Source organism: Xanthomonas translucens pv. undulosa, from assembly GCF_017301775.1.
Lineage (GTDB): Bacteria > Pseudomonadota > Gammaproteobacteria > Xanthomonadales > Xanthomonadaceae > Xanthomonas_A > Xanthomonas_A translucens.
Genome location: NZ_CP063993.1, coordinates 3,877,939 through 3,904,231, shown reverse-complemented (window position 1 = coordinate 3,904,231; position 26,293 = coordinate 3,877,939). Strand labels below are relative to the sequence as shown.

Genomic DNA, 26,293 nt, shown 5'->3' with positions numbered 1-26,293 from the left:
CAGAGGGCTTTGCGTTCTCGCAAAAACTCCGTGCTGTGCGGCTTGGCGCATCTGCCCAGCTTTCGGTCGCGGCTGAAGCCGCTCCTACAGAAAGCGGAAGTGGGGAGCCCTACCCTGCCCGCTGCGCGCGCAGCCGCCGCGCCACGCCGCTGATCAGCGCGATCGCCGCGGTCAGCGCGGCCATCGACAGGAATTGTGCGCGGGTGTCGGGCGAGGCCACCAGCAGGCCGAAGATCAGCGCCAGGATCGCCAGCGCCAGCACCGTCAGCAGCGGGTAGCCGCGCATGCGGAACGGCAAGCGCATGCCGGCGCGATCGGCGCGCGCACGCAGGATCAGCTGCGACAGCAGCGAGATCGTCCACACCAGCAGGCAGGTAGCACCGACGATGTTCAGCAGCGTCGGCAGCACCCGATTCGGATACAGCAATTCCAGCACCGCGGCGACGAAGCCGAACAGCACGCTGGCCAGCACCGCCAGCAACGGCACCTGCTGGCCGTTGGTGAAGGCCAGCACGCGCGGCGCCTCGCCGCGCTGCGCCAGCGAAAAGATCATGCGCGAGGCGCCGTACAGATTGGCGTTGAGCGCCGATAGCAGCGCGATCACCGCGATCAGGGTGATGCCGGTGGCCGCGCCGGGAATCTTGGCCGCCTGCAGCACCGCGGCGAACGGCGAACTCAGCGCCTCGCTCTGCCACGGCACCACCGCGATGATCACGCTCAGCGAGCCGATGTAGAACACCAGGATGCGCCAGGCCACGGTGCGGATGGCGCGCGCGATGCTGCGCTCCGGGTCGGCGGTCTCGGCAGCCGCTACCGCCACGATCTCGGTGCCGCCGAAGGCGAACACCACCACCAGCAGCGCCGCGCCGATCCCGGCCAGCCCCTTGGGCGCGAAACCGCCGTTGCCGGTGACGTTGGACCAGCCCGGCGCCACCACGTTCGGCAACCAACCGGCCAGCAGCGCCACGCCGACCAGGATGAAGCCGACGATCGCCACCACCTTGAGGATCGCGAACCAGAATTCGAACTCGCCGAAATTGCGCACGCCCAGCAGGTTGATCGCGGTGAAGGCGGCCATGAACACCACCGCGACCAGCGGCACCGGCAACGCCGGCCACACCGTGGCCAGCAGGCTGGCCGCGCCCACCGCCTCGGCGGCGATCACGATCACCAGCTGCAGCCACCACAACCACCCCACCGTCGCCCCCGCAGTGGCGCCCATCGCATCGGCGGCATACACCGAGAACGCACCGCTGGCCGGCTTGGCCGCGGCCATCTCGCCCAGCGCGTTCATCACGATGATCACCAGCGCGCCGGCGACCAGATAGGAGATCAGCACCGCCGGCCCCGCCGCATGCACGCCGACGCCCGACCCCAGGAACAGGCCGGCGCCGATCGCGCTGCCCAACCCCATCATGATCAGTTGCCGCGGCTTCAGCGCATGGCGCAACATAGGCGCGGCGGACGCGGCGGCGGGACCGGGAGGCATGGACGGATGCGGCATCGGGTTCGTCGATTGGCAGGAATCCCGACACGATACCGCGTCGCGTTGGCACCGTGCTCGCCGCCGCGCAGTAGCCGATCCTGAGCGGGTCGCGCCGGGTCTTCGAACCGCGTAGCCGCCGATGGACACGCATGGCCCGAGCTGAGCGGCACCGAGCGTGCGGCGCAGTGTCTGAGTTGGTCAGCGGCGACTGGCCTGGCCCGCCGCGATGCGCTATCGCGTCCAGCGGACTGCCGCGGCGACGCGGCCACTGGCGCCTGCCCATCGCCCTGCCCTTTGCTTCCCTTCCCCTTCGCTCCGCTGCCCTTCGCACCCCGTCGGCGCACGCGCAAACAGGGCGCGACCTGCACGGCCAACAAGCGACACTCGAAGTTCGGAGATACAAAACAATAAAATTTCGCCACACGTGCCACAAGTCATTGATTTTAGATATTGACAGCGATACTAACGTCAGAAATACTGAACAAAGCGTCGAGGTGGAAGCGTTGCTCGACGATCGGCGTAGCGCCGCCCACAGGCACGACGCCGGTCGCCCGGTATGGCTCCGCCCGCACGCGTGATGGCAGGCCAGGAGCTGGCCTGCACCGAGCGGCTCGGCCGGAAAGGACCACGGCTGCCGCCCGTCCGAGCGCAACGGTCCGCTGAATCAAGACAAGGAGAGACACCATGATCAAACCCCTGTTGACCCTGGCCGTTCTGGCCGTCGCATTCACTGCGGCGCAGACCCATGCCACCGGGCAGAAGCTGGAAGCCAACGACACGATCCAAGGCATGGGCGAACGCGTCCCCGCCGGCAAGAAGAACGTCAGCCTGTCTCCGCTGTTCAAGGTCTACACGTTCGAGAAGTCCGGGCTGACCTTCGCCCAGATCAACTCGTCGAAGGACGAGGTGATCACGGTCATGGCGGTCACCCCGGGCGCTCAATCGCGCCTGCCGATCGGCCTGGCCGCACAAGAGCCGCTGATCGTCGTCAACGACGAGAAGGACCGCCCGCTCGGCATGGTCACCGCCGCCGCGAGTTGCCCGTGTAGCGCCACCGTGGTTTACCAGGACTCCAAACAGATGATCGTCGTGGTCTATGGATCCAACGGCGAATACATCACCTCGTACGTGCTCCCGCGTAGCGCATCTTCCATACCGCCGGAGTAATCCGCTATCCAGCGCCGGCACAGTGACGCAGCCAGCGGCAGCCGTGGATGCGGCGGCCCAGGCGCCGGGCGTTGGGTCCATCAGACCGCGCGGGCGGCAACCGACGTCTTGCAATAGGTTAAGGAGTAAAGCCTCGCCGGCGCATGGCAACATCCGCCGCGGCGTGCAAACGCCGCGGCGGACACGCGGACGTGCCGCTCAGAACTCCTGCCAGTCCTTGTCGGTGGATATCGCGGCGACGGACTGCGCACGACGCGCAGCGATCGGCGCCGGCGCCGGACGGGTGTAGCTCCTCGGCTTCGGTGCGATCGCCAGGGTCGGCTGGCGCTGCGGCGCCGCGTGCTCTTCCAGCTTGAACAGGGCCACCGCCTGCGAAAGTTCGGTCGCCTGCTGCTCCATCGACCGCGCCGCGGCGCTGGCCTCTTCCACCAGGGCCGCGTTTTGCTGGGTGCTCTCGTCCATCTGGGTCACGGTCTGGTTGACCTGCTCGATGCCGGCGTACTGCTCCTGCGAGGCGGCGGAAATCTCGCCCATGATGTCGGTGACGCGCTGCACCGAAGACACGATCTCGTGCATGGTCTTGCCGGCCTGGCCGACCAGCGCCGAGCCTTCGGTGACACGGCTGACCGAGTCGTCGATCAGTTCCTTGATCTCCTTGGCCGCACTGGCCGAACGCTGCGCCAGGGTGCGCACTTCCGAGGCAACCACGGCGAAGCCGCGGCCCTGCTCGCCGGCACGCGCCGCTTCCACCGCGGCGTTCAAGGCCAGGATGTTGGTCTGGAAGGCGATGCCGTCGATCACCGAGATGATGTCGGCGATCTTCTTCGAGGACGCTTCGATACCGCTCATGGTGGCCACCACCTGGCCGACCACCTCGCCGCCTTCCGACGCCACCGACGCGGCACCGGCCGCGAGCTGGTTGGCCTGGCGTGCGTGCTCGGCGTTCTGCTTCACGGTGGAAGTCAGCTCCTCCATCGAGGCAGCGGTTTCCTCCAGGCTGGCTGCCTGCTGTTCGGTGCGTCGCGACAGGTCGTCGTTGCCGGTCGCGATCTCGCTGGCCGCGGCGTTGATCGACACCGCCGAGTGCTTGATCCGGCCGACAATCTCGGCCAGCTGCTCGGCGGTGGCGTTGGCATCGTCGCGCATCTGCGCGAACACGCCATGGAACTCGCCGTGCATGCGTGCGGTCAGGTCGCCGGCGGCGATGGACTGCAGCAAGGCGGACAGCGACTGCAGATTGCCGTCGGCGGTGGTCATCAGCTGGTTGAGGCTCTCGACCATGACCCGGAAGTCGAACTGGAAACGCTCGGCGTCGCCGCGGGCGCTGAAGTCGCCGTTGGCGGCGGACTGCGCCAGCTGCTTGATCTGGCCGTTCATCGCCGACAGGTTGGCCTTCACCTCATCCATGGTCTGGGTGAACGCCGCTTTCTCGCCGGGCAGGCGGTCCATGTCCTGGCTGAGGTCGCCGATCGCGTAACGGCCCATGATCTGCGCCAGCTTCAGCTGCACCGAGACATGCGAATCGACCACGCTGTTGGTTTCCGCCGCCATGCGACCGTAGTCGCCGGGGAACACCGCCACATCCATGCGGTAGCTGATCTGGCCGGCGTCATGGCGCTTGGCCATGTCCAACTGTGCGGCGATCAGGTTGCGCAATTGTGCCTGCATGCCATGCATCGCGCTCAGCAAACGGCCGGTCTCGTCGCTGGCCTGGGTCTGCACGTCGTTGTCCAGTTCGCCGCGCGCGATCGCCTCGGCGGCGCGCGTGGCGCGGCCCAGCGGCACAGTCAGGCTTCGGGTGATCAGCCAGGCAAGCAGCGCGCTGACCACAACCACCGCCACGCCGCCGCTGATCAGCATGACGCGGCCGCGATCCATCGCCAGATTGGCATCGGCATAAGCCTTGGCACCACGCTTGTGCTGCCGCTCCGAATACACGTCGATCGCCTGCTGCCACTTCTCGGTGGCGGGTCCGGCCTCCTTCATCAACACCGTGAGCGCCAGATCGTCCTTGTCCTCCATGCCGAGGTCCAGCACCTTTTGATTGGCCGCGCGGGTGAGCGCGTAGCGGTCATCGATCTCCTTGCGCATGTGCGCGGCAGTGGAATCCGAAACCGGAATCGCATAGAGCCTGTCGTGGTTATCGCTGTAGCGCGCACGCTCGCGCTCGATGGCTTTGGCGAACTGGAGGTTCTGCCCGCGCGTGGTCGGCAGGACGATGTTGCGCAGGTTGATGGCCACATCCGAACTGGCCTTCTGCATCTCGCCGACGTAACCGAGGATGGTCAGGTTGCGCTTGACGATGGTTTCCATGCGTTCGCGCGCCTGCGCCAGGGTCATCAACCCGGCGACAACGAGCGCGCAGGAAAGCAGGATGAGCACACCGAACGCCGCAGAGAGCCGCGTGCCGACGTTGTAGCGCTGAAGAAATCCGATCATGGGACACCTATTTAGGGGAAAGGAAGTGAGACTGCGCCACGGCTTACAAACATGCGGAACCTGGCACAAAATAGAAAATGCACAACAGTGCTGGCACGGCTGGAAAACAGTTAAATTGGTTAAGCTTATGCCTGCCGAGCATAAGACCGCTGTCGATGCTTGGGCGATGTAACGGCGGCGGCCACAGATTCTTGATGCGCAATTGCGCATGTTTTTTTGAATGCCGTTACATAGGTGAGCGGCATGTGCAGACAGCTCGGCGAGGCCGCCGCGACATGCGCGGATCGATCAAACCCATGTGAAAAGGGCAGCCGGCAAGCGCGACTGCGACGCGATCGCGTTATGCGCCGGCGTCGCATTGCGACTCACATTCACTGCGGAGCCTGACATGAGCCGATCCGCCGATGCGACCCGGCTCCATGCACGCGCCATGCGCAGCGCATGCGTGGCGCGCATGCGGAAGGACGGCCAGCGGCACGGACCGGGGCGGCCGCGTGGCGGTTGGACGGCTTATTCGGCCAGGTTGGTGCCTGCGCCCGCCATGGCGATGACCTTGGCCTTGACCTGCGCGGCCGGGATTGCGGTGTACCGGTAGGCAAGCGGCTGCGGGACGGTCTTCGACGAGATCCAGCGGTTGGCGTGGCGCATGGCTTGCTGTCGCTGTCCGGCACGCTCCAGGTGATGCCGTTGCCGACGTAGTTGTTGATCAGATCCCAGTAGCCGATTTCGCTGCTGTCGCGCGCGATCACCGGGTTCTTCGCGTTCTCGAAGCAGTTGGCCTCGATCAGCGCCACCGCACCCATCCGCGCGTTGATGCCGGAGGTGAGCACGTTGTTGAAGTCGTTGTTGTAACTGTGGCTCAACCCGCGGCGTTGCAGCGGCAGCCGCGACTCCACGTTCTCGAAGCGGTCGTGGCGATAGGTGGTGCGCGCGGCGGCGTTCTTGGTGTCGTTGTCGCTATAGCCGTTGAGCGCGACCTTCTGGTAGTCGGGCACGTCGTTGTACGACCCGGTGACGTGGTGAACGCACTTCTTCATGTCGATGCCGCCGTCGCAGGACGCGTCGCCGGCACATTTGCTCAGCGACGCGAACAAGGTGCTGTGGTCGATCCAGATGTTGGACGGTTCGCCACTGGAATTGCCTTCCAGCGGGATCTCCCTGCATGCGAACGCTTGCACACGAGCGCGTGCGGGGCGGCACTATCGCCGCGCTGACGGCACGGCGCAAGCGGCGCGCCGCCAGGGGCCAAGCGCCGCTGAGCCCGCGGGCTCAGCTCACCGCGTCGATCTGGTTGTCGCCGCGGTCGGCGTCGGGCAGCTTGTGCTCGGGATCCAGGGTCACGTGCACCACCTTCTGCGTGCTCGGCACCCGGATCTGCGGCTGAGCCTGCTGGATCCAGGTCTCCACCGGCACGCGCTGGTCGAGGTGGCTGCCGTCGGCGAAGTCGATGCGCAAGGTCGCCGGCATCACCAGTTTCTGCCGGCTCTGCAAGGTCACCAGCAGGCCCTTGGCCGGGTCGTGTTCGACATAGCGGGCCGCGCGCACGCCCATGTCCAGCTGCCAGTTGTTGAGGTACCAGCCGCGCCACCACCACGACAGGTCTTCGCCGGACTCGCTTTCCATCAGCCGGAAGAAATCCGACGGGGTCGGATGCTTGTACGCCCAGGTGGCGATGTATTTGCGGAACGCCGGGTCGAAACGCGCCGGGCCGAGGATTTGCTCGCGCAGCAGCACCAGGCCCAGCGCGCCCTTGAAGTAGGTCAGCGGATGCCGGTAGGTCTCGCTGGTGGCATCGGCGCGGTCGAGCAGGTTCGGCGCCTGCGCGTCGGCCAGCAGCGGCAGGATCTCGTCCACCGGGTTGCCGCCCTTCGGCGCGTACTCGCCGTCGCGCTTGGGCGCGAATTCGCCGTGGTTGACCGCGTCGGAAGCGTAGACGTCGATGAAGGTATTGAAGCCCTCGTCCATGAACGCGTCACGGCGTTCGTTGGAGCCGACGATCATCGGGAACCAGCCGTGGCCCAGTTCGTGCGCGGTGATCCAGAACAGGTCCTTGCCGCCGTCGTGCATGTCGTCGAAGACGATGCCCGGATACTCCATGCCGGCGCCATGGCCGCCGAGGTTCACCGCCGCCGGCCACGGATACGGATACCACTGCGAGAAATGCTCGATCGACGCCTTGACGAACTCGGTGGAGCGGCCCCATTTGTCGGCGCCGACGCCTTCGCGCGGATACACCGACATCGCCAGCGCGTGTTTGCCGTCGGGCAGATTGATGCGCGCCGCGTCCCAGACGAACGCCGGCGAGGCGGCGAACGCCACGTCGCGGGTATGCGCCATGTGGAAGCGCCAGGTCTGGGTGCCGCTGGTGGTCGGCCGGCTGGCCGTATTGCCGATGTCGGCGGCGCTGCGGATCGCCACGGTGCGGTCGCTGGCCGCGGCCTGGGCCAGGCGCTGGCGCTGGGTGGCGGTCAGCACCTGCGCCGGGTTCACCAGCTCGCCGGAGCCGGCGACCAGGTAGTTCCACGGCACCGTCACCGCATAGTCGAAGTCGCCGTAGTCCAGGTAGAACTCCGCGCCCAAATACGGCTGCGTGTCCCAGCCGCGCTGGTCGTCGTACACCGCCATGCGCGGATACCACTGCGCGATCTCGTAGATGTCACCGTCGCCGGTCGGGGTGACCGCGGTGCGCCCGCCCCAGGTGCCGGGCACCGTGTAGGCGTAGTCGATATGCAGCTTCAGCGCCGTGCCGGCGCCGGCCAGCGGCTGCGGCAGGTCCACGCGCATGCGCGTGTCGTCGACCAGGAACGTCACCGGCACGCGCTTACCGCCCTGCTCCACTTCCACCTTGGCGATGCGGTAGCCGTCGCTGGTCGGCGATGGCGTGCGGTCCTCGCGCGCCGGGCGCACGCCGCGGGCGCGCGCGTCGGCGCGGTAGATGTTCTGGTCCAGCTGCAGCCACAGCACGTCCAGCGTGTCCGGGCTGCGGTTGCTGTAGGTGATGGTTTCCTGGCCGCTGAGCGTGCGCGTGGCCGGATCGATGCTGGCGTGCAGGTCGTAGTCGGCGCGGTTCTGCCAGTACAGCGGCCCAGGCACGCCGCCGCCGCTGCGATAGGCGTTGGCCGGCTGCGGTAATTGCAATGGTGCGAACAGGGCCAGCGGGTCGTAGCCGCTGGCGGGTGCGGCAGCGGCCGGCGCGGCGGCGGCGGCCTGGGCGAAGCCGACGAGGGAAACGCAAGCCGCGGCGAAACCGGCGCGGCGCAGGGCATGGATCATGTGGGGCGTCCGTGGGAAGGATCGCCCCCGATGGTAGGCCGAAACGGCGTGGCGTGGATGTGCCGGTCGGCGTGGTCGTCGGTGTGGACATTCACCGCAGGCGGGGGGGCACGTCGCTTGCGTTCGTCGCGGCTGAAGCCGCTCCTTGTATCTGGACATAGGGCCCCTACGGCGTTATGTCTTCCGACTGATCATCGGAGGAGGTGCCGGAAGTCCAGTCGCTCCTGAAGCTTCGAGCTTGTGCTGTAGATCGGCTCCCGCCCTCCGTTTGCTGGCCCACGATGTCCGTACGGTATCCAGAGTCCGCCGCTGGCGTGAACTCGCATCCACAAGGCAGGACCGGGCGCAGCGATGATCGTGTTCACCCCACGATGGAGGAATCGCTCATGTCCCCAGTCGTCGGCATCGACGTCGCCAAACGCAGTTTCGACCTGGCTATCGACCTGGCCAACAGCAAGTACCGCACCAAGGCCAAGCTCCCCAACGATCCGAAGGGCTTTCAGATCCTGCAGACGTGGCTGCAAACCCATGCGCAGGCGGACAGCTGGATCGTGATGGAAGCCACCGGCACCTACCACGAGGCCCTGGCCGAGTTCGTGTATGGGTTGGGATACCGCGTGTGCGTGCTCAACCGGCGCAGATGGCGCTGTATGCACGCAGCCAGCTAACCCGGGTCAAGACCGACCGCAGCGATGCCAAGCTGATCGCCAGCTACGGCCAGCGCCATGCGGCCCAGCTGCGGCCCTGGCAGCCCGATCCGCCGGCGCTCAAGCGGCTCAAGGCGCTGGTGCGGCGCCGGGACGACCTGTTGCAGATGCTGCAGATGGAGCGCAACCGCTTAGACGTCGCAGCACTGGTGGTGCGCGACTCGCTCCTGGAGAACATCGGCCAGTTGCAGGCGCGCATCGCGCAGATCGAACGGGCCATCGACGACCAGATCGATCAGGACCCCACCTTGCGTGGGCAGCGCGAACTGCTGGTGAGCATCGACGGGATCGCCGGCACCAGCGCGGCGTTGATGCTGGCGGAACTGGGCAATGTGGAGCGCTTCGCCCATGCCTCGGCAGTGACCGCCTTTGCCGGGCTCAACCCCCGGCTGCAGGAGTCCGGCAAGCGTCAGGGCCAGGTCTGCATCTCCCGCACCGGCTCCCCGCGCCTGCGCGCCGGCCTGTTCCTGCCGGCCTTGGTCGCCATGACCCACAACCCAGTCGTCCGTGCGCTGAAGCAGCGCATGCGCGAGCGTGGCAAGGCCAACAAGCAGATCATCTGCGCCGCCATGCGCAAGCTGCTGCACATCGCCTACGGCGTGCTCAAATCACGCACGCCCTTCGATCCTCAAAAGACCCTTGTCTGTTAGGGAGGAAGACGGTATCTACAGTGAGCCCAGCCGGTTCGCTGCAGGTTCCTGTAGGAGCGGCTTCAGCCGCGACGAACGAAGCAGGCATCCCATCGCGACAGGCAATACATTCAGGCCAGAGTGCCTACCACGCGGGCCCCACGCCTCACCCCAACAACGTCTCCAGCACCGCCATGCGCACCGCCACGCCGTTGGCGACCTGGCGCAGCACGCACGACTGCGGGCCGTCGGCGACCTCGTCGGTGATCTCCACGCCGCGGTTGATCGGCCCCGGATGCAGCACCACCGCGCCCGGCGCGGCGCGGCGCAGGCGTTCGGCGGTGAGGCCGTAGTGCGCGTGGTAGCCCTCCAGCGAGGACACCAGGCCTTCCTCCATACGCTCGCGCTGCAGGCGCAGCATCATCACCGCGTCCACGCCGTCGAGCATGGCGTCGAAGTCGTCGCCGACCACGCAGCCGTCCAGGGTGCCGTCGTCGGGCAGCAGCGCCTGCGGACCGCATACGCGCACTTCGCCGGCGCCGAGCGTGCGCAGCGCGTGCAGGTCCGAACGCGCCACGCGCGAGTGCTTGACGTCGCCGACGATGACCAGCTTGAGCTTGGAGAAGTCGCCGCCCTTGGCATGGCGCAGGGTCAGCATGTCGAGCAGGCCCTGGGTGGGATGCGCGCTGCGGCCGTCGCCGGCATTGATCAGCGCGGTGCCCTCGCCGGCCGCTTCGGCCAGGCGCTCGACCGCGCCGTCCTCGGGGTGGCGTACGACGAAGCCGCGCACGCCCATCGCTTCCAGGTTCTTCAGCGTGTCGCGCGCGGTCTCGCCCTTGCGCGTCGACGAGGTCGAGGCGTCGAAGTTCAGCACGTCCGCGCCGAGCCGCTGCGCGGCCAGCTGGAACGAGCTGCGGGTGCGCGTGGACGGTTCGAAGAACAGCGTGCACACCGCGGTGCCGGCCAGCACGTTGCGCTTGCCGACCCGGCCCACCGCCGCGTCGCGGATCTGCCCGGCGCGGTCCAGCAGTTGCAGCAAGGTCACGCGCGGCAGGCCTTCCAGAGTCAGCAGGTGGCGCAGGCGCCCGTTCGAATCGAGTTGCGGGTCAGTCATGGCGGGTCCGGGAAAGGAATCAGGAAATGGGAGTGGCGTCGTCGGGCGCGGCCAGCCAGCGCTCGACGATCACCGCGGCGGCGACCGCGTCCAGCGCGGCGGCGTCGCGGCGGCGCTTGCGCCCGGCGGCGCGGTCTCCGGCGAAGCGCTGGGCCGCCTCGACCGAACTGGAGCGCTCGTCGACCAGCACCACCGGCAGCGTGTAACGGGCGCCGAGTTCGCGGGCGAAGGCATGCGCGCGCTTGCGGTTGGGTTGGTCGGCGCCTTCCAGGGTCAGCGGATCGCCGACCACCAGGCCGTGCGGGCGCCATTCGGCATGCAGGCGGTCCAGCGCCGGCCAGTCCGGCCCCTGCGCATGCACATCGACCACGGCCAGGGCGCGTGCGCCGCTGCCGAAGCTGCTGCCCACGGCCACGCCGATGCGGCGGTGGCCGACGTCGAAGCCGAGCACGGTGCCGTCGCGGCGGATCGTACCGGCAGCGGCGCTGTCCGCAGCGGGCGCGCCGGGCTCAGGCATGCCCGCTGTAGTCGGTGAGGCGGAACAGGTCCACGCCGATGCGGCCGGCGGCGGTCTGCCAGCGCCGCTCCAGCGGCAGCTCGAACAGCAGTTCGGCATCGGCCGGCGCGGTCAGCCAGCTGTTCTCGCCCAGCTCGAATTCGAGCTGGCCGGCGCCCCAGCCGGCGCAGCCCAGCGCGACCACCGCGTTACGCGGGCCGTCGCCGCGGGCCATCGCTTCGAGCACGTCGCGCGAGGTGGTCAGGAACAGGCCGTCGCCGAACGCCAGGCTCGAATCCCAGGCGCGCGCGCCGTCGTGTATGACGAAGCCGCGCTCCGGATGCACCGGCCCGCCGCTGAGCACGACCTGCTCGCGCAGGGTCGCGTCGATGGTGTCGATGCCCATCTGCTCCAGTACTTCGCCCAACGTGTATTCGGAGGCGCGGTTGACCAGCACGCCCATCGCGCCGTTGGCGTCGTGCTGGCAAATCAGGGCCACGCCGCGCGCGAAATGGGGATCGGACAGCGCCGGCAGCGCGATCAGCAGTTGGTTGACCAGGGGGGTAGGCAAAGCGGACATGGCCCCATTCTATCGTCCCTCCCGGCCCGGCGCTGCGCCGGGCCGGAGCGGACTGCCATAATCGTTCCCGATCGCGCACCCCCGCGCTGCCAAGGATGCTTTCCCGCATGGAAACCGCCCCCGACCTGCCGCGGCAGAGCCGCGCCTTCATCGTCCTGGTCGCGCTGCTGCAGGGCGCGCTGCTGTACCTGGCCCAGCGTGGCGCCGATGCCGGGTGGTGGCCGTTCGCGGCGCTGGGCGACCGGGTGTGCTGGTACACCCTGGTGCTGACCGTGCCGACGCTGACCCTGCTGTCGATGCGCCGCCTGAGCGAATTGCGCCTGTGGCAGCACCTGATCGCGCTGGCGCTGCTGGTGGCGGCGCTGTCGGCCTGGGCCGCGTGGAGCGCCACCGGCGCGCCCGGGCTGCGCAGCGAGGAAGTGCTGGTGCCGTTCGGCATGGCCATCGCGCTGGGCATGTTCGTGCTGCTGCCGTGGCTGCAGTGCCGGCTGCAGCATGGCCACTGGAAGGCGCCGTACCGCGAATTGTTCGAACACGCCTGGCAGAACGCGCTGACCCTGTCCCTGGCCTGGCTGTTCGTCGGCATCTGCTGGCTGGTGCTGTGGCTGTGGGGCGCTCTGTTCGTGCTGGTGAAGATCGATTTCTTCCGCACGCTGTTCCGCGAAACCGCCTTCGTCTATCTCGCCACCGGCAGCATGTTCGGCCTGGGCCTGCTGATCGGCCGCACCCAGCAGCGCGCGGTGCAGGTGATGCGGCAGATCCTGTTCGCGATCTGCACCGGGCTGCTGCCGTTGCTGGCGTTCGTGGCGGTGTTGTTCGCGCTGAGCCTGCCGTTTACCGGCCTGCAGCCGCTGTGGGAAACCCGCGCCGCGGCGAAGATCCTGATCGCGCTGGTGGCGGCCCTGGTGCTGTTCGTCAATGCCGTCTACCAGGATGGCAGCGCGACCGCGCCCTATCCGCAATGGCTGCGGCGGCTGATCGACACCGGCCTGCTGAGCCTGTCGCTGTACGCGCTGCTGGCGTTGTACGCGCTGTGGCTGCGCATCGACCAGTACGGCTGGAGCGCGGAGCGCTTCAACGGCGTGCTGGTGGCGGTGGTCGCCTGCGGCTACGCGTTCGGCTACGCGTGGGCGGTGCTGCACCCGGACGGGCGCTGGTTGGGGCCGCTGGCGCCGGTCAACCGGGTCATGTCCTGGGTGGTGATCGCACTGGCGTTGGCCACCAGTTCGCCGCTGCTGGACCCCTACCGCATCGTGGTCGGCAACCAGTTGCAACGCTTCGCCGACGGCCGCACCGCGGCCGCGGACGTGGATCTGTCCTACCTGCGCTTCGACAGCGGCCGCCGCGGTTACCAGGCGCTGCAGTCGCTGCACGACGCGCCGGGCTTCGCCGACGATCCGGCGCAACGCGAACGGCTGCAACGCATCCTGCAACGCACGCAGCGCTGGGGCGGCGACGGCGACGCCAGCGGCGAGCAGCGCGCGCAGGACCGCATCGCCGCTCCAGCCGAACTGCGCCAGCACATCCCGCTCGCCGCCGGCAGCGCCGATCCCGGCGATGGCTGGTGGCAGGCCTTGCTCGCCGGCACCCTGCACGACGGCGGCTGTCGCCAACGCGAGGACCACTGCGTGCTGCTGGTGCGCGATCTGGACGGCGACGGCAGCGACGAGGCGCTGCTGTGCAACGACAGCGACACCTTCGGCATGGCATGCCGGATCCATGCGCGCCGCCAGGACCGCTGGCAGGACGTGGCGCGCGTGCATTTCTCGCCCAGCTCGCCCGATCGCGCGGATGCGCCGTTCGACGCGCTGCGCGCCGGCAAGCTGGGATTGGTGCCACGGCGTTGGCCGGACCTGAGCTTGCCGGATGCGCAGCGCGCCGAAATCTCGCCCGAAGACCATGACCAGGACGACTGACGGAGTCCGCCCGACATGCCCAGCTATTGCGACATCGCCCCCGGCCACGCCTTGCATGGCCCGTACCACGACGCCGAATACGGCGTTCCGCAGCGCGCCGAACCCGACCTGTTCGAGCGGCTGGTGCTGGAGATCAATCAGGCCGGGCTGAGCTGGGAGCTGATGTTGAAGAAGCGTGCCGGCTTCCGTGCCGCCTACGCCGGGTTCGATGTGGACACGGTCGCCGGCTACGGCGAGGCCGACGTACTGCGCCTGCTCGACGACCCCGGCATCGTCCGCAACCGGCTCAAGGTGCACGCGGCGATTCACAACGCGCAGGTGATCCAGGGCCTGCGTGCCTCGCACGGCGGTTTCGCCGCCTGGCTGGATGCGCATCATCCGCGCGACAAGGCCGAGTGGATCAAGCTGTTCAAGCGTACTTTCCGTTTCACTGGTGGCGAGATCACCGGCGAGTTCCTGATGAGCCTGGGCTACCTGCGCGGCGCGCACCGCGAAGACTGCCCGGCGTTCGCGCGCATCGCGCGGCTGGATCCTGCATGGATGCGCGGCGCGTGAACCACGCTGCGGCGCGCCCTGCGCCTGCGCATGTCGACACGACCACCGCGCCCGCAGAACGGCGCCTGCAGCCAACGCCGCTCGCCTGCAACCAGCGCGCGACATGCTCCCCAGGGAGAGGGGTTGGGGTGAGGATCAGGCGCGAAGCGTCTCGCGGTGTTGGGCGCGCGAGGCGGCGCCCGTACCCTCATCCGGCGCTGCGGGGCACCTTCTCCCGACGGGAGAAGGAACAGGCACATGGCGATTTTTGGGCGCTCAGCGCACCTCGGCGATTTCCACACCGTCCATGCCCTGCGCCAGGGTCCTGGCGTCGCCGCCCTGGGCGAGCTTGATGCGCAGGCGCACTTCGTTCTGCGAGTCGGCGTGGCGCAGCGCGTCATCGTAGCTGATCTCGCCGGCCTGGTACAGCTCGAACAGGCTCTGGTCGAAGGTCTTCATGCCCAGGTTGGTGGATTCCTTCATCACGTCCTTGAGCTTGTGGATCTCGCCTTCGCGGATGTAGTCCTGCACCAGCGGCGTACCGAGCATGATCTCCATCGCCACGCGGCGGCTCTTGCCGTCGGGGCTCGGGATCAGCTGCTGGGCGACCACGCCGCGCATATTCAGCGACAGGTCCATCAGCAGCTGGCTGCGGCGGTCCTCGGGAAAGAAATTGATGACCCGGTCCATCGCCTGATTGGCGTTGTTGGCATGCAGGGTGCACAGCACCAGATGGCCGGTCTCGGCGAAGGAGATCGCGTGGTCCATGCCTTCGCGGGTGCGCACCTCGCCGATCATGATCACGTCCGGCGCCTGGCGCAGGGTGTTCTTCAGCGCGTTCTCCCAGCTGTCGGTGTCGATGCCGACTTCGCGCTGGGTGATGATGCAGCCCTCATGCTTGTGCACGAACTCGATCGGGTCTTCGATGGTGATGATGTGGCCGGTGGAATTCTGGTTGCGGTAGCCGATCATCGCCGCCAGCGAGGTCGACTTGCCGGTGCCGGTGGCGCCGACGAAGATGATGATGCCGCGCTTGGTCATCGCCAGGGTCTTGATCACCGGCGGCAGGTTCAGTTCGTCGACGGTGGGGATGCGCGTCTCGATCCGGCGCAGCACCATGCCGACCTGGTTGCGCTGGTAGAAGCAACTGACGCGGAAGCGCCCGACCCCGGCCACGCCGATGGCGAAGTTGCACTCGTGGGTCTTCTCGAATTCCTCGCGCTGCGCCGGGGTCATCACGTTCAGCACCAGGTCGCGGCTCTGCTGCGCGGTCAGCGGCGTCTGCGTGATCGGGGTGATCTTGCCGTGCACCTTGATCGCCGGCGGCATGCCCGCGGTGATGAAGAGATCCGACGCCTTCTGGTGCGCCATCAGTTTCAGGAATGAGGTGAAGTCGATGGTGCTCATTTGCAGGCTCCGGGACCCGGGACCCGGGACCCGGGACTCGAACGACGCAAGCCGCCGACTCCCGATCCTGCCCTGTCCACCCAATGAAAAATCAAACCGCGATGGATCGCTTTTCCGAGTTCCGAGTCCCCGGTCCCAGGTCCCGGCCTCACTCGAAGACCCGCTTGTCCTTGGCGTAGTCGCGCGCCTGGTTGCGGGTGATCAGGCTGCGCTTGACCAGATCCTGCAGGTGCTGGTCCAGGGTCTGCATGCCGTACTGCTGGCCGGTCTGGATCGCCGAGTACATCTGCGCCACCTTGTCCTCGCGGATCAGGTTGCGGATCGCCGGGGTGCCGACCATGATCTCCCACGCCGCGGTGCGGCCGCCGCCGACCTTCTTGAGCAGCGCCTGCGAGATCACCGCGCGCAAAGATTCGGACAGCATCGAGCGCACCATCGGCTTTTCGCCGGCCGGGAATACGTCGATGATGCGGTCGATGGTCTTGGCCGCCGAACTGGTGTGCAGGGTGCCGAACACCAGGTGACCGGTTTCCGCAGCGGTCAGCGCCAGGCGGATGGTTTCCAGGTCGCGCAACTCGCCGACCAGGATGATGTCCGGGTCTTCGCGCAGCGCCGAGCGCAGCGCTTCATTGAAACCGTGCGTGTCGCGGTGCACTTCGCGCTGGTTGATCAGGCACTTTTGCGAGGTGTGCACAAATTCGATCGGATCCTCGACGGTGAGGATGTGGCCGTATTCGTTCTTGTTGATGTAATCGATCATGCCGGCGAGCGTGGTCGACTTGCCCGAGCCGGTCGGACCGGTGACCAGGATCAGGCCCTGCGGCTGGTCGATCAGCTGACGGAAGATCGGCGGGCAACCGAGGTCTTCCAGGGTCAGCACTTCGGACGGAATGGTACGGAACACCGCACCAGCGCCGCGGTTCTGGTTGAACGCGTTGACGCGGAAGCGCGCCAGGCTGGGAATCTCGAACGAGAAGTCCACTTCGAGGAACTCTTCGTAGTCGCGGCGCTGCTTGTCCGACATGATGTCGTACACCAGCGCATGCACCTGCTTGTGGTCCAGTGCCGGGATGTTGATGCGGCGGACGTCGCCATCGACCCGGATCATCGGCGGCAGGCCGGCGGACAGGTGCAGGTCGGACGCTTTGTTCTTGACCGAGAACGCCAATAGTTCAGCGATATCCATACGCTGCTTTCCCCCTTGGGCTGCGACTGGAAGGATGATTCCCCGGGCGGCAGTATAGCGCCCTTCCCCATTGCCAGAAGCGCCGCCCGTGCCCCTCTCCCCCTTGCAGCAGATCCGCCTGGACATGGACCGCGCCGCGGCCTCCGCGCAGCGCCCCCCGGCCCGCTTGCTGGCCGTGTCCAAGACCCAGCCGGCCGCGGCGGTGGCCGCCCTCGCCGCGCAGGGACAGCGCGCGTTCGGCGAGAACTATGTGCAGGAGGCGGCGGTCAAGATCGCCGAACTGGCGCCGCTGCAGTTGCAATGGCATCTGATCGGCCACCTGCAGTCGAACAAGGCCGAGCAGGCGGCGCAGTTGTTCGACTGGGTGCAGACGCTGGACCGGGCCAAGCTGGTCGGCGCCCTGGCCAGGTACCGCCCCGCGTCGCGGCCGCCGCTGAACGTGCTGATCCAGGTCAACATCGACGACGAGGCCAGCAAGCACGGCTGCGCTCCCGCCGAGGTGGAGGCGCTGGCCGCGGCCATCGCCGCGCAGCCGGCACTGGCGCTGCGCGGGCTGATGGCCATTCCCGCGCCATGGCCGGACGCCGAGCGCCGCGGCGCCGCCTTCGCGCGCATGGCCGCGCTGTTCGAGCGGCTGCACGCCGCGTATCCACAGGCCGATACGCTGTCGATGGGCATGAGCGGCGACTTCGCTGCGGCGATCGCGGCCGGCGCCAATCTGGTGCGCATCGGCACCGCGCTGTTCGGCAGCCGCGCAGCGCACGCCGCACCCTGACGATGTCGCGCAAACGAGGAAGCTGTGGCAGCGGCAAGCGCGGCCGGACGCTTGTCTACGAAATATTCAAATGCGATTAAACGACATCGGAAATATGTCGTAGCTCAAACGCTTAAAAACCATGGCTTTTTCACTTGAAGCAAGCATCATGCAGGGATGGCATGTACAACCGTTAAGTCGGTCAAGGTTCTGACCCGGAAAACTCCGCTCAATGGCGGCGGAAGCGGGCTCTCCGCTGTCCATCGCCGAATGAGATCGGCACGCACGAAGTCAACCAAATGGAAGTCAACCAAATGGATGCATCGACCAGATTGCTGCTTGCTGCTTGTGTTGTCGGTTTTCTGCAGGTCCCGACCGCGATGGCGGCGCCGTTGGCGACAGGCGCTTGGAGCGCGGACGACCCTCTGATGACGCCTGCCGAAGCCAGCGCGCGCACCACGTGGCGCGACACCATGGCGCACCTGCCGCCCCCCGCGGAAGGCTGCTTCCACGCCACCTACCCCAACACCAACTGGCAAGCGGACACCTGCAAGACCTTGACCCGGCACATCCACCCGATCCCGCACCGCGTCCACTGGGGCGCGTCGGAAACCACCGGCAACACCTACGACTACGCCCTGCAGTCCAGCAGCCTGATCAGCAAGACCGTCGGCAGCTTCCCCCAGGTCAGCGGCGTCACCTCCGAAAAGGGCGTCGGCGTGGCTGCCTTCGGCGGCGGCGGCGTTCTCGGGCCCAACGAGTATTCGCTGCAGCTCAATTCCAACTACGACAGCACCACCAGCGTCTGCAACGGGCATTCCGGCTGCACGGTCTGGCAGCAGTTCGTGTACGCGACCGACTACGAGACCCAGGGCGAAGCGGCGGTGTTCATGCAGTACTGGCTGATCGGCTACGGTTCCAGTTGCCCGAGCGGCTGGTTCAGCGGTGGCGGCACGTATTGCTACCGCAACAGCAATGCGGTCAGCGCCCCCGACGTACCCGCGACGCAATTGGCCAACCTGAAGCTGACCGGCTCGGCGACGGCCAACGGCAACGACACCATCACCTTCGCCAACGGCAACACCGCCTACAGCGTCAGCGCCAAGGACAGCGTGGTCAAACTGGCGACGGTGTGGAAGCTGTCCGAGTTCAACGTGGTCGGCAATGCCGGCGGTTCGAGCGCGAATTTCAACTCCGGCTCGTCGATCACGGTCAAGGTGGCCGCCACCAACGGCTCCACCGCCGCACCGACCTGCGCCGCCAAAGCCGGCACCACCGGCGAAACCAACAACTTGAACCTGGGCAGCTGTTCCGCCGCCGGCGGCTCCACGCCGTCGATCACGTTCACCGAGGCCAACTGAGCCAGCCGCGCTGGCGATGCGGCCTGTCGCCAGCGCGGACCTCTCGGCAGGCGCCGCCCTACGCCCGCTCGCCGGCCGGCGGCGGCCGCACTGCCGCCACGCGACGCAGCCGCTACCATAGGGCTCCTCGCGTTCTTGGTGCCTGTCCATGCCCTCTGCCAGCTCCGGCTCACCCAGCGCCGACATCGCCTTCATCGGTGGCGGCAACATGGCCCGCAGCCTGATCGCCGGATTGGTCCGCCAGGGCATCGCAGCGGACACGATCCGCGTCGCCGAGCCGGTACCGGCACTGCGCGAGGCGCTGGCGGCGGACTACGGCGTGCACGCCGTGGCCGCGGCGGCCGAGGCCGCCGACGGCGCGCCGCTTTGGGTATTCGCGGTCAAGCCGCAGGTGCTGCGCAGCGTGTGCAACGAACTGAGCACGCTGGCCACGGCGCAGCGGCCGCTGCTGGTGTCCATCGCCGCCGGCATCACCACGCAGCAACTGGACCGCTGGCTCGGCGGCGGCCACGCCCTGGTGCGGGCGATGCCGAACACGCCCGCGCTGCTCGGCGCCGGCGTCACCGGCCTATACGCCAATGCCGGCGTCGACGCCGCGCAGCGCAGCCACGCCGAGCGCGTGCTGGCCGCCGCCGGGGTCAGCGTGTGGGTCGAGGACGAGGCGCTGATCGATGCGGTCACCGCGGTGTCCGGCAGCGGCCCGGCCTATGTGTTCCTGCTCGCCGAAGCGATGGAAGCGGCCGGCATCGCGCAAGGCCTGCCGGCTGCCGCGGCGCGCACATTGGTGCTGCAGACCATGCTCGGCGCGGCGCGCATGCTCACCGAATCCGGCGAGGCGCCGAGCGAACTGCGGCGGCGGGTGACCTCGCCCAACGGCACCACCCAGGCCGCGATCGAGACCTTCCAGGCCGGCGGCTTCGAAGCGCTGACCGCCACCGCCATCGCCGCCGCCGCCGCACGCGGCCGCGCACTGTCCGCCGCCAACGACTGACCGGAGCACCGCCGATGCCCAACCTGCCTGCCGCCGCGCTGTTGTGCCTGGCCCTGGCCGCCTGCTCGGCGCAGGACGCGCCGCGCCCCGCCACGCTGGTCGCGGCCACGCCCGCGCAGGCCGACCTGGGCGCGCTGCGCGTGCACTACAACGCACTGCCGACGCTGGCGCTGAGCGATGGCGTCGCGCGCCGCTACGGCATCGCCCGCGACGCCGAGACCGCGTTGGTGGTGATCGCCCTGCGCCGCGTGCAGGACGGCGAAGAACTGCCGGCCAGCGGCCAGGTCAGCGCCGTCGGGGCAGACCTCAGCGGCCGCCGGCACCCCATCGCAATGCGCGAAGCGGTCACCGACGCCTATACCGACTACGTCGGCACGGTGCGCATCAGCGAGCACGATCAGCTGAATTTGCAGGTGGACGTGCGCAGCGCCGATGGTGCGGGCACGGTGCGCTTCGCCCGCACGTTCTAGCGCGCCAGCGTTGCCGGTTTGCCGCTGCGCGCACTGTAGGAGCGGCTTCAGCCGCGACAGGATCTGTCGGTAACGCCGGTCGCGGCTGAAGCCGCTCCTACAACGTCCCTGCGCTTTTTCCCGCCGCGCGAAAGCCGCTCAGGGCGCTGTCCAGCGCTGCGGCCCGTCGCCCTGCGCGCCCAGCGCATCGGCCGGATTGCTCAGGCGGCAGCGGCGCAGCGACAGGCAGCCGCAGCCGATGCAGTCTGTGAGCTGATGGCGCAACTGGGTCAGCTGCGCGATGCGCGCGTCCAGTTCCTGGCGCCAGGCCGCCGACATCCGCGCCCATTCCGCCCGCGTGGGCGTGCGCGCATCGGGCAGTTGCGCGAAGGCGGCCTTGATGCTGTCCAGCGGCACGCCGACGCGCTGCGCGACGCGGATCACCGCCAGCCGCCGCAGCACGTCGCGCGCATAGCGGCGCTGGTTGCCGGCGCTGCGCAGGCTGTGGATCAGGCCCTTCTTCTCGTAGAAGTGCAGCGCCGAGACCGCCACGCCGCTGCGTTCGGCGACCTGCCCCACGCTCAGTTGCTCATGCATCGCTTGACCTCAAGTGCAGTTGAGGTTGCATGCTGCACGCCCATCGCCTGCCGCGCAACATCGCGCCAGCAGGCGATCATTTTCTTCCGCCATGAGCCCGCACCGATGCATCAGCGCGCTTCACCCGCAGGCGACCGCCGCAACGGCACGCTGGCGGCGATGACCTCCGCCCACACCGCTGCCGCCACTGCCGATTCGGTTCTGTCGCCGCACTATCGCGCAACCACGCTGGGCATGGTCGCGCTGGTCTCTCTGATTGCGTTCGAGGCGCTGGCGGTGGCCGCGGCGATGCCGACCGTGGCGCGCGAACTGGACGGCCTGCGCCTGTACGCGCTGGCGTTCGGCGGCACCCTGGCGACCAGCGTGATCGGCATGACCGTGGCCGGACGCTGCAGCGATGCGCGCGGCCCAGCGCTGCCGCTGTGGGCCGGGCTGGCCTGCTTCGTCTGCGGACTGTTGCTGGCCGGGTTCGCCTGCGGCATGCCGATGCTGCTGGCCGGGCGCCTGGTGCAGGGGCTGGGCGCGGGCGCGATCTCGGTGGCGCTGTACGTGCTGGTCGCACGGCTGTACCCCGAGGCGCTGCGCCCGCGCATCTTCGCCGCGTTCTCGGCCGGCTGGGTGGTGCCGTCGCTGCTCGGCCCCAGCATCAGCGGCCTGATCGTGGAGCATGTCGGCTGGCGCTGGGTGTTCCTGGCGGTGCCGCTGCTGGCGCTGCCGGCCGCATTGCTGCTGCGGCCGGCGTTGCGGCGCCTGCCCACGCTGGCCGCGGCGCCGTCGCCCAGCGCCGCGCCGATCCTGTGGTCGGCAGGGGCGGCGGCCAGCGTGTGTCTGTTGTACCTTGCCGGGCAGCAGCGCGGACTGTGGCTGCTGCCCGCAGTGCTGCCGGCGCTGGGCGGGTTGCTGCTGTGCGCGTGGCGGCTGTTGCCGGACGGCAGCTTGCGCGGCGCGCGCGGCCTGCCCAGCGTGATCGCCTTGCGCGGCGTGGCGGCGTCGGCGTTCTTCGGCTGCGAAGCGTTCCTGCCGCTGCTGCTGTCGCGCGAACGCGGCCTGTCGCCGACCTGGGCCGGGATCGCGCTGAGCATCGGGGCGCTGGGTTGGTTCGCTGGCTCCTGGTACCAGGGCCACGACGGCCAGCGCGGCTCGCGCCTGCGCCGGCTGCGCGGCGGCAGCGTGCTGATGCTGCTGGGCATCGGCGGCACCGCGCTGGCCGTGCTGCCCGGCGTGCCGGCCGCGCTGGCGATGCTCGGCTGGGCCGCCACCGGCCTGGGCATGGGCCTGATCTACCCGACACTGTCGGTGCTGACCCTGACTCTGTCGCCGCCGGCGCAGCAGGGCGCGAACAGTTCGGCGCTGCAGTTGAGCGAGGCGATCGCGGTGGCGACCACGCTGGCGGTGGGGGGCTCGCTGTTCGCGGCGCTGCTGGCGCAGTCGGTGACCGCCGCGTACCTGTCTACCTTCGCGGTGGCCGCCGTGCTGGCGCTGCTCGGGCTGGGCATCGCCGGCCGCACCCAGCCGGTGGCGCCGCGCTGAATCTGCAGCGGCGCAGCTAGCGGCGCTGCGCCCAGGCCTGCACGATGGCGGCGATCGCGCGCACGCCGTCGGTCAGCGCGGCCGGGCCGGGCTGCAGGATCAGCGGCGACTTGATCTCGAACAGCTGGCCGTCGCGCACCGCCGGGATCGCCGCCCAGCCCGGCCGCGCCGCCACCCGCTCGGGGCGGAAGCGCTTGCCGCACCATGAGCCGAGGATGATGTCCGGCGCGCGCCGCACCACGTCCTCGCCATTGGCCAGGATCCGCGCCTTGGCCAGCGGTTCGGCCGACAGCTCCGGGAACACGTCGTCGCCACCGGCGATGCGCACCAGCTCGGCGACCCAGCGGATGCCAGTGATGATCGGTTCGTCCCATTCCTCGACATACACCTTGGGCCGCCGCGGCAGCGCTGCGGCCTGCGCCGCGATCGCGTCCAGGCCGCGCTGCAGTTCATCGGCATAGGCCGCGGCGCGCGCGCCGGCGCCGACCAGCGCGCCGAGCCGGCGCACGTAGTCGAGGATGCCGTCGACGCTTCGGTGATTGGCGATCCACACCTCCACGCCGTTGCGCACCAGCGCGGCGGCGATGTCGGCCTGGATGTCGGAGAAGCCGATCGCCAGATCAGGCTGCAGCGCCAGGATCGTGTCGATGTTGGCGCTGGTGAAGGCACTGACCTTGGGCGTGTCGCGGCGCGCCTGCGGCGGACGCACGGTGAAGCCGCTGATGCCGACGATGCGCGCCTGTTCGCCGAGCGCGTACAGCGTCTCGGTGGGTTCCTCGGTCAGGCAGACGATGCGCTGCGGGCCCATGTCAGTCCGCCACCGGCATGCGGAAATACACCACGCGCTCGCTTTCCTCGAAGCCGCAGGCGCGGTGCGCAGCCTGCGCCGCGGCGTCGTCGAGCAGCGCATCGGAGGCCAGCTGGCTGCAGCCCTGCGCGCAAGTCCATTCCTGCACCTGGCGCAGCAGCGCGCGGCCGACGCCGCGGCCGCGCCATTCCGGCACCACGTACCAGCCTTCCAGAAACCCCACCGGCGAACTGTCGGTGCCGTTGACGTAGTCCTGGCGCAGGGTCACGTCGGCGAAGCCGATCGCGTGGCCGTCGCTGGCGAAGGCCAGGAAATTGGCCGCGTCCTCGCGTTGCAGCGCTTCGACCACGCCGCCGAAGGCATCGCGCTCGTCCGGCCACAGCGCCACCCGCAGCGCCGCCCAGGCGCGCAGGTCGGCGGCGACGGCGGCGCGGATCGAGTAGCCATCGCTCACGGGAACAGCATCCGCTTGGACCAGTGGCCGGCGGCGTCGGCGCTGTACTGCCAGCGCTCGTGCAGGCGGTACTTGCCGCCGTACCAGAACTCGAAGCTGCGCGGCACCACGCGGAACCCGCCCCAGCCATCCGGACGCGGCACCTCGCGGCCTGCGAAGCTGGCCTCGGCCTTGGCCACGCGCTGCTCGAACTCCTCGCGCGACTGCAGCGGGCGCGACTGCGCCGAGGCCCATGCGCCGATCTGGCTCATGCGCGGGCGCGAGGCGAAATAGGCATCGGCCTCGGCCGCGGCGACCAGTTGCACTTCGCCGTCGATGCGCACCTGCACGCCGTCCTCGCGCATGCGCCGCCACAGGAACAGCAGCGAGGCCTGCGGGTTGGCCTGCAGCTCGCGACCCTTCTGGCTGTCCAGATGGGTGTAGAACACGAAACCGCGCGGGTCGTAGGACTTGAGCAGCACCACCCGCGAGGACGGGCGCGCCTCCAGCGTGGCCGAGGCGACGACCATCGCGTTGTATTCGGCCTCGTCGCTGGTCCGCGCCTTCGCGAACAGGTCGGCGAACGTGGACAGGGCTTCGGCGTAGAGATCAGGCATGGCGGCAAGGCACTCGGCGGACGATGGCCCATTGTCGCGCCATGCACGGCGCGACGCACGCGGCGTCGCGTCGCGGCGCAGGGCCGGGCATGGCCTGCGCGGCGCACGCCACGCGCCGCGCGACCTGCAACCGGGCCTGCATGCAGGGCACGTCTGCTAGCATCGGCGGATGAATCCCGCCCCCAATCTCGTGCTGGTCGGCCCGATGGGAGCAGGCAAGAGCGTGATCGGCCGCCGCCTGGCCGAGCGCTTCAGCCTCGTCTTCGTCGACAGCGACCAGGCCATCGTCGAACGCACCGGCGCCAGCATCCCCTCGCTGTTCGAGCACGCCGGCGAAGCCGGCTTCCGCGAGCATGAACGCAGCGTGCTGGAAAGCGTGCTCAGCACCCCCGGCCACCTGATTTCCACCGGCGGCGGCGCGGTGCTCGACGCCGACAGCCGCCGCGAGATGCGCGAACATGGCTTCGTGGTCTACCTGCGGGTCAGCGTGGCCTCGCAGTTGCAGCGCCTGCAGCGCGACCGCAGCCGCCCGCTGCTGCAGCGCGGCGACCGCGAGCGGGTGCTGCACGAACTGCACGCGGTGCGCGAGCCGCTGTACCGCGACGTCGCCGACCTGATCCTGGACACCGACCACCTCAATCCCGCCGAAGCCACCGCGCAGCTGGTCGTGCGCCTGGCCGCGTCGTGGAAGCTTCCGGACCCCATTGCATGACTTTTTCCCAACGCAGCGTCGCGGTCGAAGGCGACCCGTCCTACACCATCCGCATCGGCCCCGGCCTGCTCGACGACGGCGCGCGCCTGGCCGAGCACGTGCGCGGCCGCCACGTACTGCTGCTCAGCGACAGCAACGTCGCCCCGCTGTACGCGGCGCAGGTGCGCCAGGCCTTGCTGGCCACGCGCCCGGAGCTGAAGATCGGGGTCTTCACGATCCCCGCCGGCGAGGCCTCCAAGACCCTGGACAACTTCGCCGCGGCGATCGCCGCGCTGGCCGAACTCGGCGCCACCCGCGACGCCTGCGTGCTGGCCCTGGGCGGCGGCGTGGTCGGCGACCTGGCCGGCTTCGTCGCCGCGTGCTGGATGCGCGGGGTGGACTGCGTGCAACTGCCGACCACGCTGCTGGCGATGGTCGATTCCTCGGTCGGCGGCAAGACCGCGGTGGACATCGCCCAGGGCAAGAACCTGGTCGGCGCGTTCCATCCGCCGCGCGCGGTGCTGGCCGACACCGCCACGCTGCGCAGCCTGCCGCCGCGCGAACTGCGCGCCGGCCTGGCCGAGGTGATCAAGTACGGCGCGATCGGCGACCCGCTGTTCTTCGAATGGCTGCACGCCGAACGCCGCGCGCTGCTGGCCGCCGAACCGGCGGCGACCGCGCAGGCGATCGCGCGCAGCTGCGAACACAAGGCCGAGATCGTGGCCCGCGACCCGCTGGAGAAGGGCGAGCGCGCGTTGCTCAACCTCGGCCACACCTTCGGCCACGCGATCGAGACCGAACAGGGCTACGGCGCGCCCGGCAACGCCAACCTCAACCACGGCGAAGCGGTGGCGGTGGGCATGGTGCTGGCGGCCAGGCTGTCGGCGCAGCTGGGCATGGCCACGGCGCAGGACACCGAACGGCTGCGCGCGCTGCTGGCCGACTACGACCTGCCCACCGCGCTGCCGGCCGGCCTGGCGCCGCAGGCGCTGCTGGCGCGGATGCGGCTGGACAAGAAGAACATCGCCGGACGCCTGCGGCTGGTGCTGTGGCGCGGCATCGGCCGCGCCGAGGTGGTGCCGGACGTGGACGAGGCGGCGGTGCTGGCGGTGCTGGACGCCGACTGAC

The 26,293-nt window shown here is 69.0% G+C and carries 23 protein-coding genes and 2 pseudogenes; 12 read left to right on the top strand and 13 right to left on the bottom strand.

Going from position 1 to position 26,293, the window contains the following annotated elements:
- Window positions 1-109 precede the first annotated feature (109 nt).
- The gene (locus tag ISN38_RS16510) at window positions 110-1,504 is read right to left on the bottom strand and encodes an amino acid permease (protein ID WP_038237325.1); all 1,395 of its coding nucleotides are present in this window, start codon (window positions 1,502-1,504) and stop codon (window positions 110-112) included.
- A 666-nt stretch (window positions 1,505-2,170) separates the two neighbouring features.
- Here ISN38_RS16510 and ISN38_RS16505 point away from each other — a divergent pair.
- Window positions 2,171-2,653, top strand: a complete 483-nt coding sequence (locus ISN38_RS16505; RefSeq protein WP_003478098.1) for a hypothetical protein — start codon at window positions 2,171-2,173, stop codon at window positions 2,651-2,653.
- Window positions 2,654-2,851: 198 nt separating this feature from the next.
- Here the strand turns inward: ISN38_RS16505 and ISN38_RS16500 are convergent, their stop codons facing one another.
- From ISN38_RS16500 to ISN38_RS16490, 3 genes and pseudogenes are all read right to left on the bottom strand, one after another.
- Window positions 2,852-5,092, bottom strand: a complete 2,241-nt coding sequence (locus ISN38_RS16500) for a methyl-accepting chemotaxis protein (RefSeq protein ID WP_004425814.1) — start codon at window positions 5,090-5,092, stop codon at window positions 2,852-2,854.
- 510 nt (window positions 5,093-5,602) lie between these two features.
- Window positions 5,603-6,246: pseudogene (locus ISN38_RS16495) on the bottom strand (pectate lyase family protein); the annotation flags it as partial.
- A gap of 115 nt (window positions 6,247-6,361) precedes the next feature.
- Window positions 6,362-8,365 carry a M1 family metallopeptidase gene (locus ISN38_RS16490; protein ID WP_004425812.1) on the bottom strand — a complete coding sequence of 668 codons (2,004 nt, stop codon included), beginning with the start codon at window positions 8,363-8,365 and terminating at the stop codon, window positions 6,362-6,364.
- Window positions 8,366-8,646: 281 nt separating this feature from the next.
- Between ISN38_RS16490 and ISN38_RS20905 the strand changes: the two are divergent.
- Window positions 8,647-9,149 (top strand): annotated as a pseudogene (locus tag ISN38_RS20905) (IS110 family transposase); the annotation flags it as partial.
- A gap of 30 nt (window positions 9,150-9,179) precedes the next feature.
- Window positions 9,180-9,722, top strand: a complete 543-nt coding sequence (locus tag ISN38_RS16485; RefSeq protein ID WP_241751857.1) for a transposase — start codon at window positions 9,180-9,182, stop codon at window positions 9,720-9,722.
- Between the two features lie 145 nt (window positions 9,723-9,867).
- Here the strand turns inward: ISN38_RS16485 and ISN38_RS16480 are convergent, their stop codons facing one another.
- The 3 genes from ISN38_RS16480 to ISN38_RS16470 are packed head-to-tail and all read right to left on the bottom strand — an operon-like array spanning window position 9,868 to window position 11,891.
- Entirely contained in the window at window positions 9,868-10,815 is a 948-nt protein-coding gene (locus ISN38_RS16480; RefSeq protein ID WP_003471658.1) for an aspartate carbamoyltransferase catalytic subunit, read from the bottom strand.
- Window positions 10,816-10,834: 19 nt separating this feature from the next.
- Window positions 10,835-11,332: a Holliday junction resolvase RuvX gene (gene ruvX, locus ISN38_RS16475; RefSeq protein ID WP_047325118.1), complete on the bottom strand. Its 498-nt coding sequence runs from the start codon at window positions 11,330-11,332 to the stop codon at window positions 10,835-10,837.
- On the bottom strand, window positions 11,325-11,891 hold the full coding sequence (locus ISN38_RS16470; RefSeq protein WP_003471660.1) for a YqgE/AlgH family protein: 567 nt from the start codon (window positions 11,889-11,891) through the stop codon (window positions 11,325-11,327). The genes ruvX and ISN38_RS16470 overlap by 8 nt, the downstream gene beginning before the upstream one ends.
- Window positions 11,892-11,998: 107 nt before the next feature.
- On the opposite strand from ISN38_RS16470, the gene ISN38_RS16465 reads away from it, so the two are divergent.
- Entirely contained in the window at window positions 11,999-13,807 is a 1,809-nt protein-coding gene (locus ISN38_RS16465; RefSeq protein ID WP_068873422.1) for a DUF4153 domain-containing protein, read from the top strand.
- Window positions 13,808-13,822: 15 nt separating this feature from the next.
- Entirely contained in the window at window positions 13,823-14,362 is a 540-nt protein-coding gene (locus ISN38_RS16460) for a DNA-3-methyladenine glycosylase I (RefSeq protein ID WP_003471664.1), read from the top strand.
- Between the two features lie 255 nt (window positions 14,363-14,617).
- On the opposite strand, the gene ISN38_RS16455 is transcribed toward ISN38_RS16460, so the two are convergent.
- Together ISN38_RS16455 and ISN38_RS16450 are read right to left on the bottom strand one after the other, a co-directional pair.
- Window positions 14,618-15,748: a PilT/PilU family type 4a pilus ATPase gene (locus tag ISN38_RS16455; RefSeq protein ID WP_003471665.1), complete on the bottom strand. Its 1,131-nt coding sequence runs from the start codon at window positions 15,746-15,748 to the stop codon at window positions 14,618-14,620.
- A gap of 148 nt (window positions 15,749-15,896) precedes the next feature.
- Window positions 15,897-16,934, bottom strand: coding sequence for a type IV pilus twitching motility protein PilT (locus ISN38_RS16450; protein WP_003471666.1), 1,038 nt, complete (start codon window positions 16,932-16,934; stop codon window positions 15,897-15,899).
- A 124-nt stretch (window positions 16,935-17,058) separates the two neighbouring features.
- Between ISN38_RS16450 and ISN38_RS16445 the strand changes: the two genes are divergently transcribed.
- The 4 genes from ISN38_RS16445 to ISN38_RS16430 all read left to right on the top strand — a co-directional run bounded on the left by ISN38_RS16445 (window position 17,059) and on the right by ISN38_RS16430 (window position 20,510).
- Window positions 17,059-17,709: a YggS family pyridoxal phosphate-dependent enzyme gene (locus ISN38_RS16445; protein ID WP_038239386.1), complete on the top strand. Its 651-nt coding sequence runs from the start codon at window positions 17,059-17,061 to the stop codon at window positions 17,707-17,709.
- A 311-nt stretch (window positions 17,710-18,020) separates the two neighbouring features.
- Complete coding sequence (locus tag ISN38_RS16440) at window positions 18,021-19,049, top strand: hypothetical protein (protein ID WP_038239388.1); 1,029 nt, start codon at window positions 18,021-18,023, stop codon at window positions 19,047-19,049.
- A 148-nt stretch (window positions 19,050-19,197) separates the two neighbouring features.
- On the top strand, window positions 19,198-20,040 hold the full coding sequence (gene proC, locus ISN38_RS16435) for a pyrroline-5-carboxylate reductase (protein WP_003471669.1): 843 nt from the start codon (window positions 19,198-19,200) through the stop codon (window positions 20,038-20,040).
- Window positions 20,041-20,054: 14 nt separating this feature from the next.
- A complete protein-coding gene (locus tag ISN38_RS16430; protein ID WP_003471670.1) occupies window positions 20,055-20,510 on the top strand; it encodes a DUF4426 domain-containing protein in 456 nt (151 codons plus the stop codon).
- A gap of 138 nt (window positions 20,511-20,648) precedes the next feature.
- Here ISN38_RS16430 and soxR read toward each other — a convergent pair whose 3' ends face one another.
- Complete coding sequence (gene soxR / locus ISN38_RS16425; protein WP_003471671.1) at window positions 20,649-21,086, bottom strand: redox-sensitive transcriptional activator SoxR; 438 nt, start codon at window positions 21,084-21,086, stop codon at window positions 20,649-20,651.
- Between the two features lie 159 nt (window positions 21,087-21,245).
- On the opposite strand from soxR, the gene ISN38_RS16420 reads away from it, so the two are divergent.
- Window positions 21,246-22,616 (top strand): MFS transporter, encoded by a 1,371-nt coding sequence (locus ISN38_RS16420; RefSeq protein WP_149507804.1) that lies wholly within the window; start codon window positions 21,246-21,248, stop codon window positions 22,614-22,616.
- A gap of 16 nt (window positions 22,617-22,632) precedes the next feature.
- Here the strand turns inward: ISN38_RS16420 and ISN38_RS16415 are convergent, their stop codons facing one another.
- Genes ISN38_RS16415 through pdxH form a run of 3 tightly spaced genes read right to left on the bottom strand, consistent with a single transcriptional unit; the run spans window position 22,633 to window position 24,474 of the window.
- Window positions 22,633-23,424, bottom strand: a complete 792-nt coding sequence (locus ISN38_RS16415; RefSeq protein WP_058195599.1) for an ABC transporter substrate-binding protein — start codon at window positions 23,422-23,424, stop codon at window positions 22,633-22,635.
- Between the two features lies 1 nt (window position 23,425).
- Entirely contained in the window at window positions 23,426-23,878 is a 453-nt protein-coding gene (aac(6'), locus tag ISN38_RS16410) for an aminoglycoside 6'-N-acetyltransferase (protein ID WP_047325121.1), read from the bottom strand.
- Window positions 23,875-24,474 (bottom strand): pyridoxamine 5'-phosphate oxidase, encoded by a 600-nt coding sequence (gene pdxH / locus ISN38_RS16405; RefSeq protein WP_003471680.1) that lies wholly within the window; start codon window positions 24,472-24,474, stop codon window positions 23,875-23,877. The genes aac(6') and pdxH overlap by 4 nt, the downstream gene beginning before the upstream one ends.
- 169 nt (window positions 24,475-24,643) lie before the next feature.
- Here pdxH and ISN38_RS16400 point away from each other — a divergent pair, with 169 nt between their 5' ends.
- Both ISN38_RS16400 and aroB read left to right on the top strand, forming a co-directional pair.
- On the top strand, window positions 24,644-25,186 hold the full coding sequence (locus ISN38_RS16400; protein WP_003471681.1) for a shikimate kinase: 543 nt from the start codon (window positions 24,644-24,646) through the stop codon (window positions 25,184-25,186).
- Entirely contained in the window at window positions 25,183-26,292 is a 1,110-nt protein-coding gene (gene aroB / locus ISN38_RS16395) for a 3-dehydroquinate synthase (RefSeq protein WP_003471682.1), read from the top strand. Before ISN38_RS16400 ends, aroB begins: the two co-directional genes overlap by 4 nt.
- The last annotated feature ends 1 nt before the right edge of the window (window position 26,293 follow it).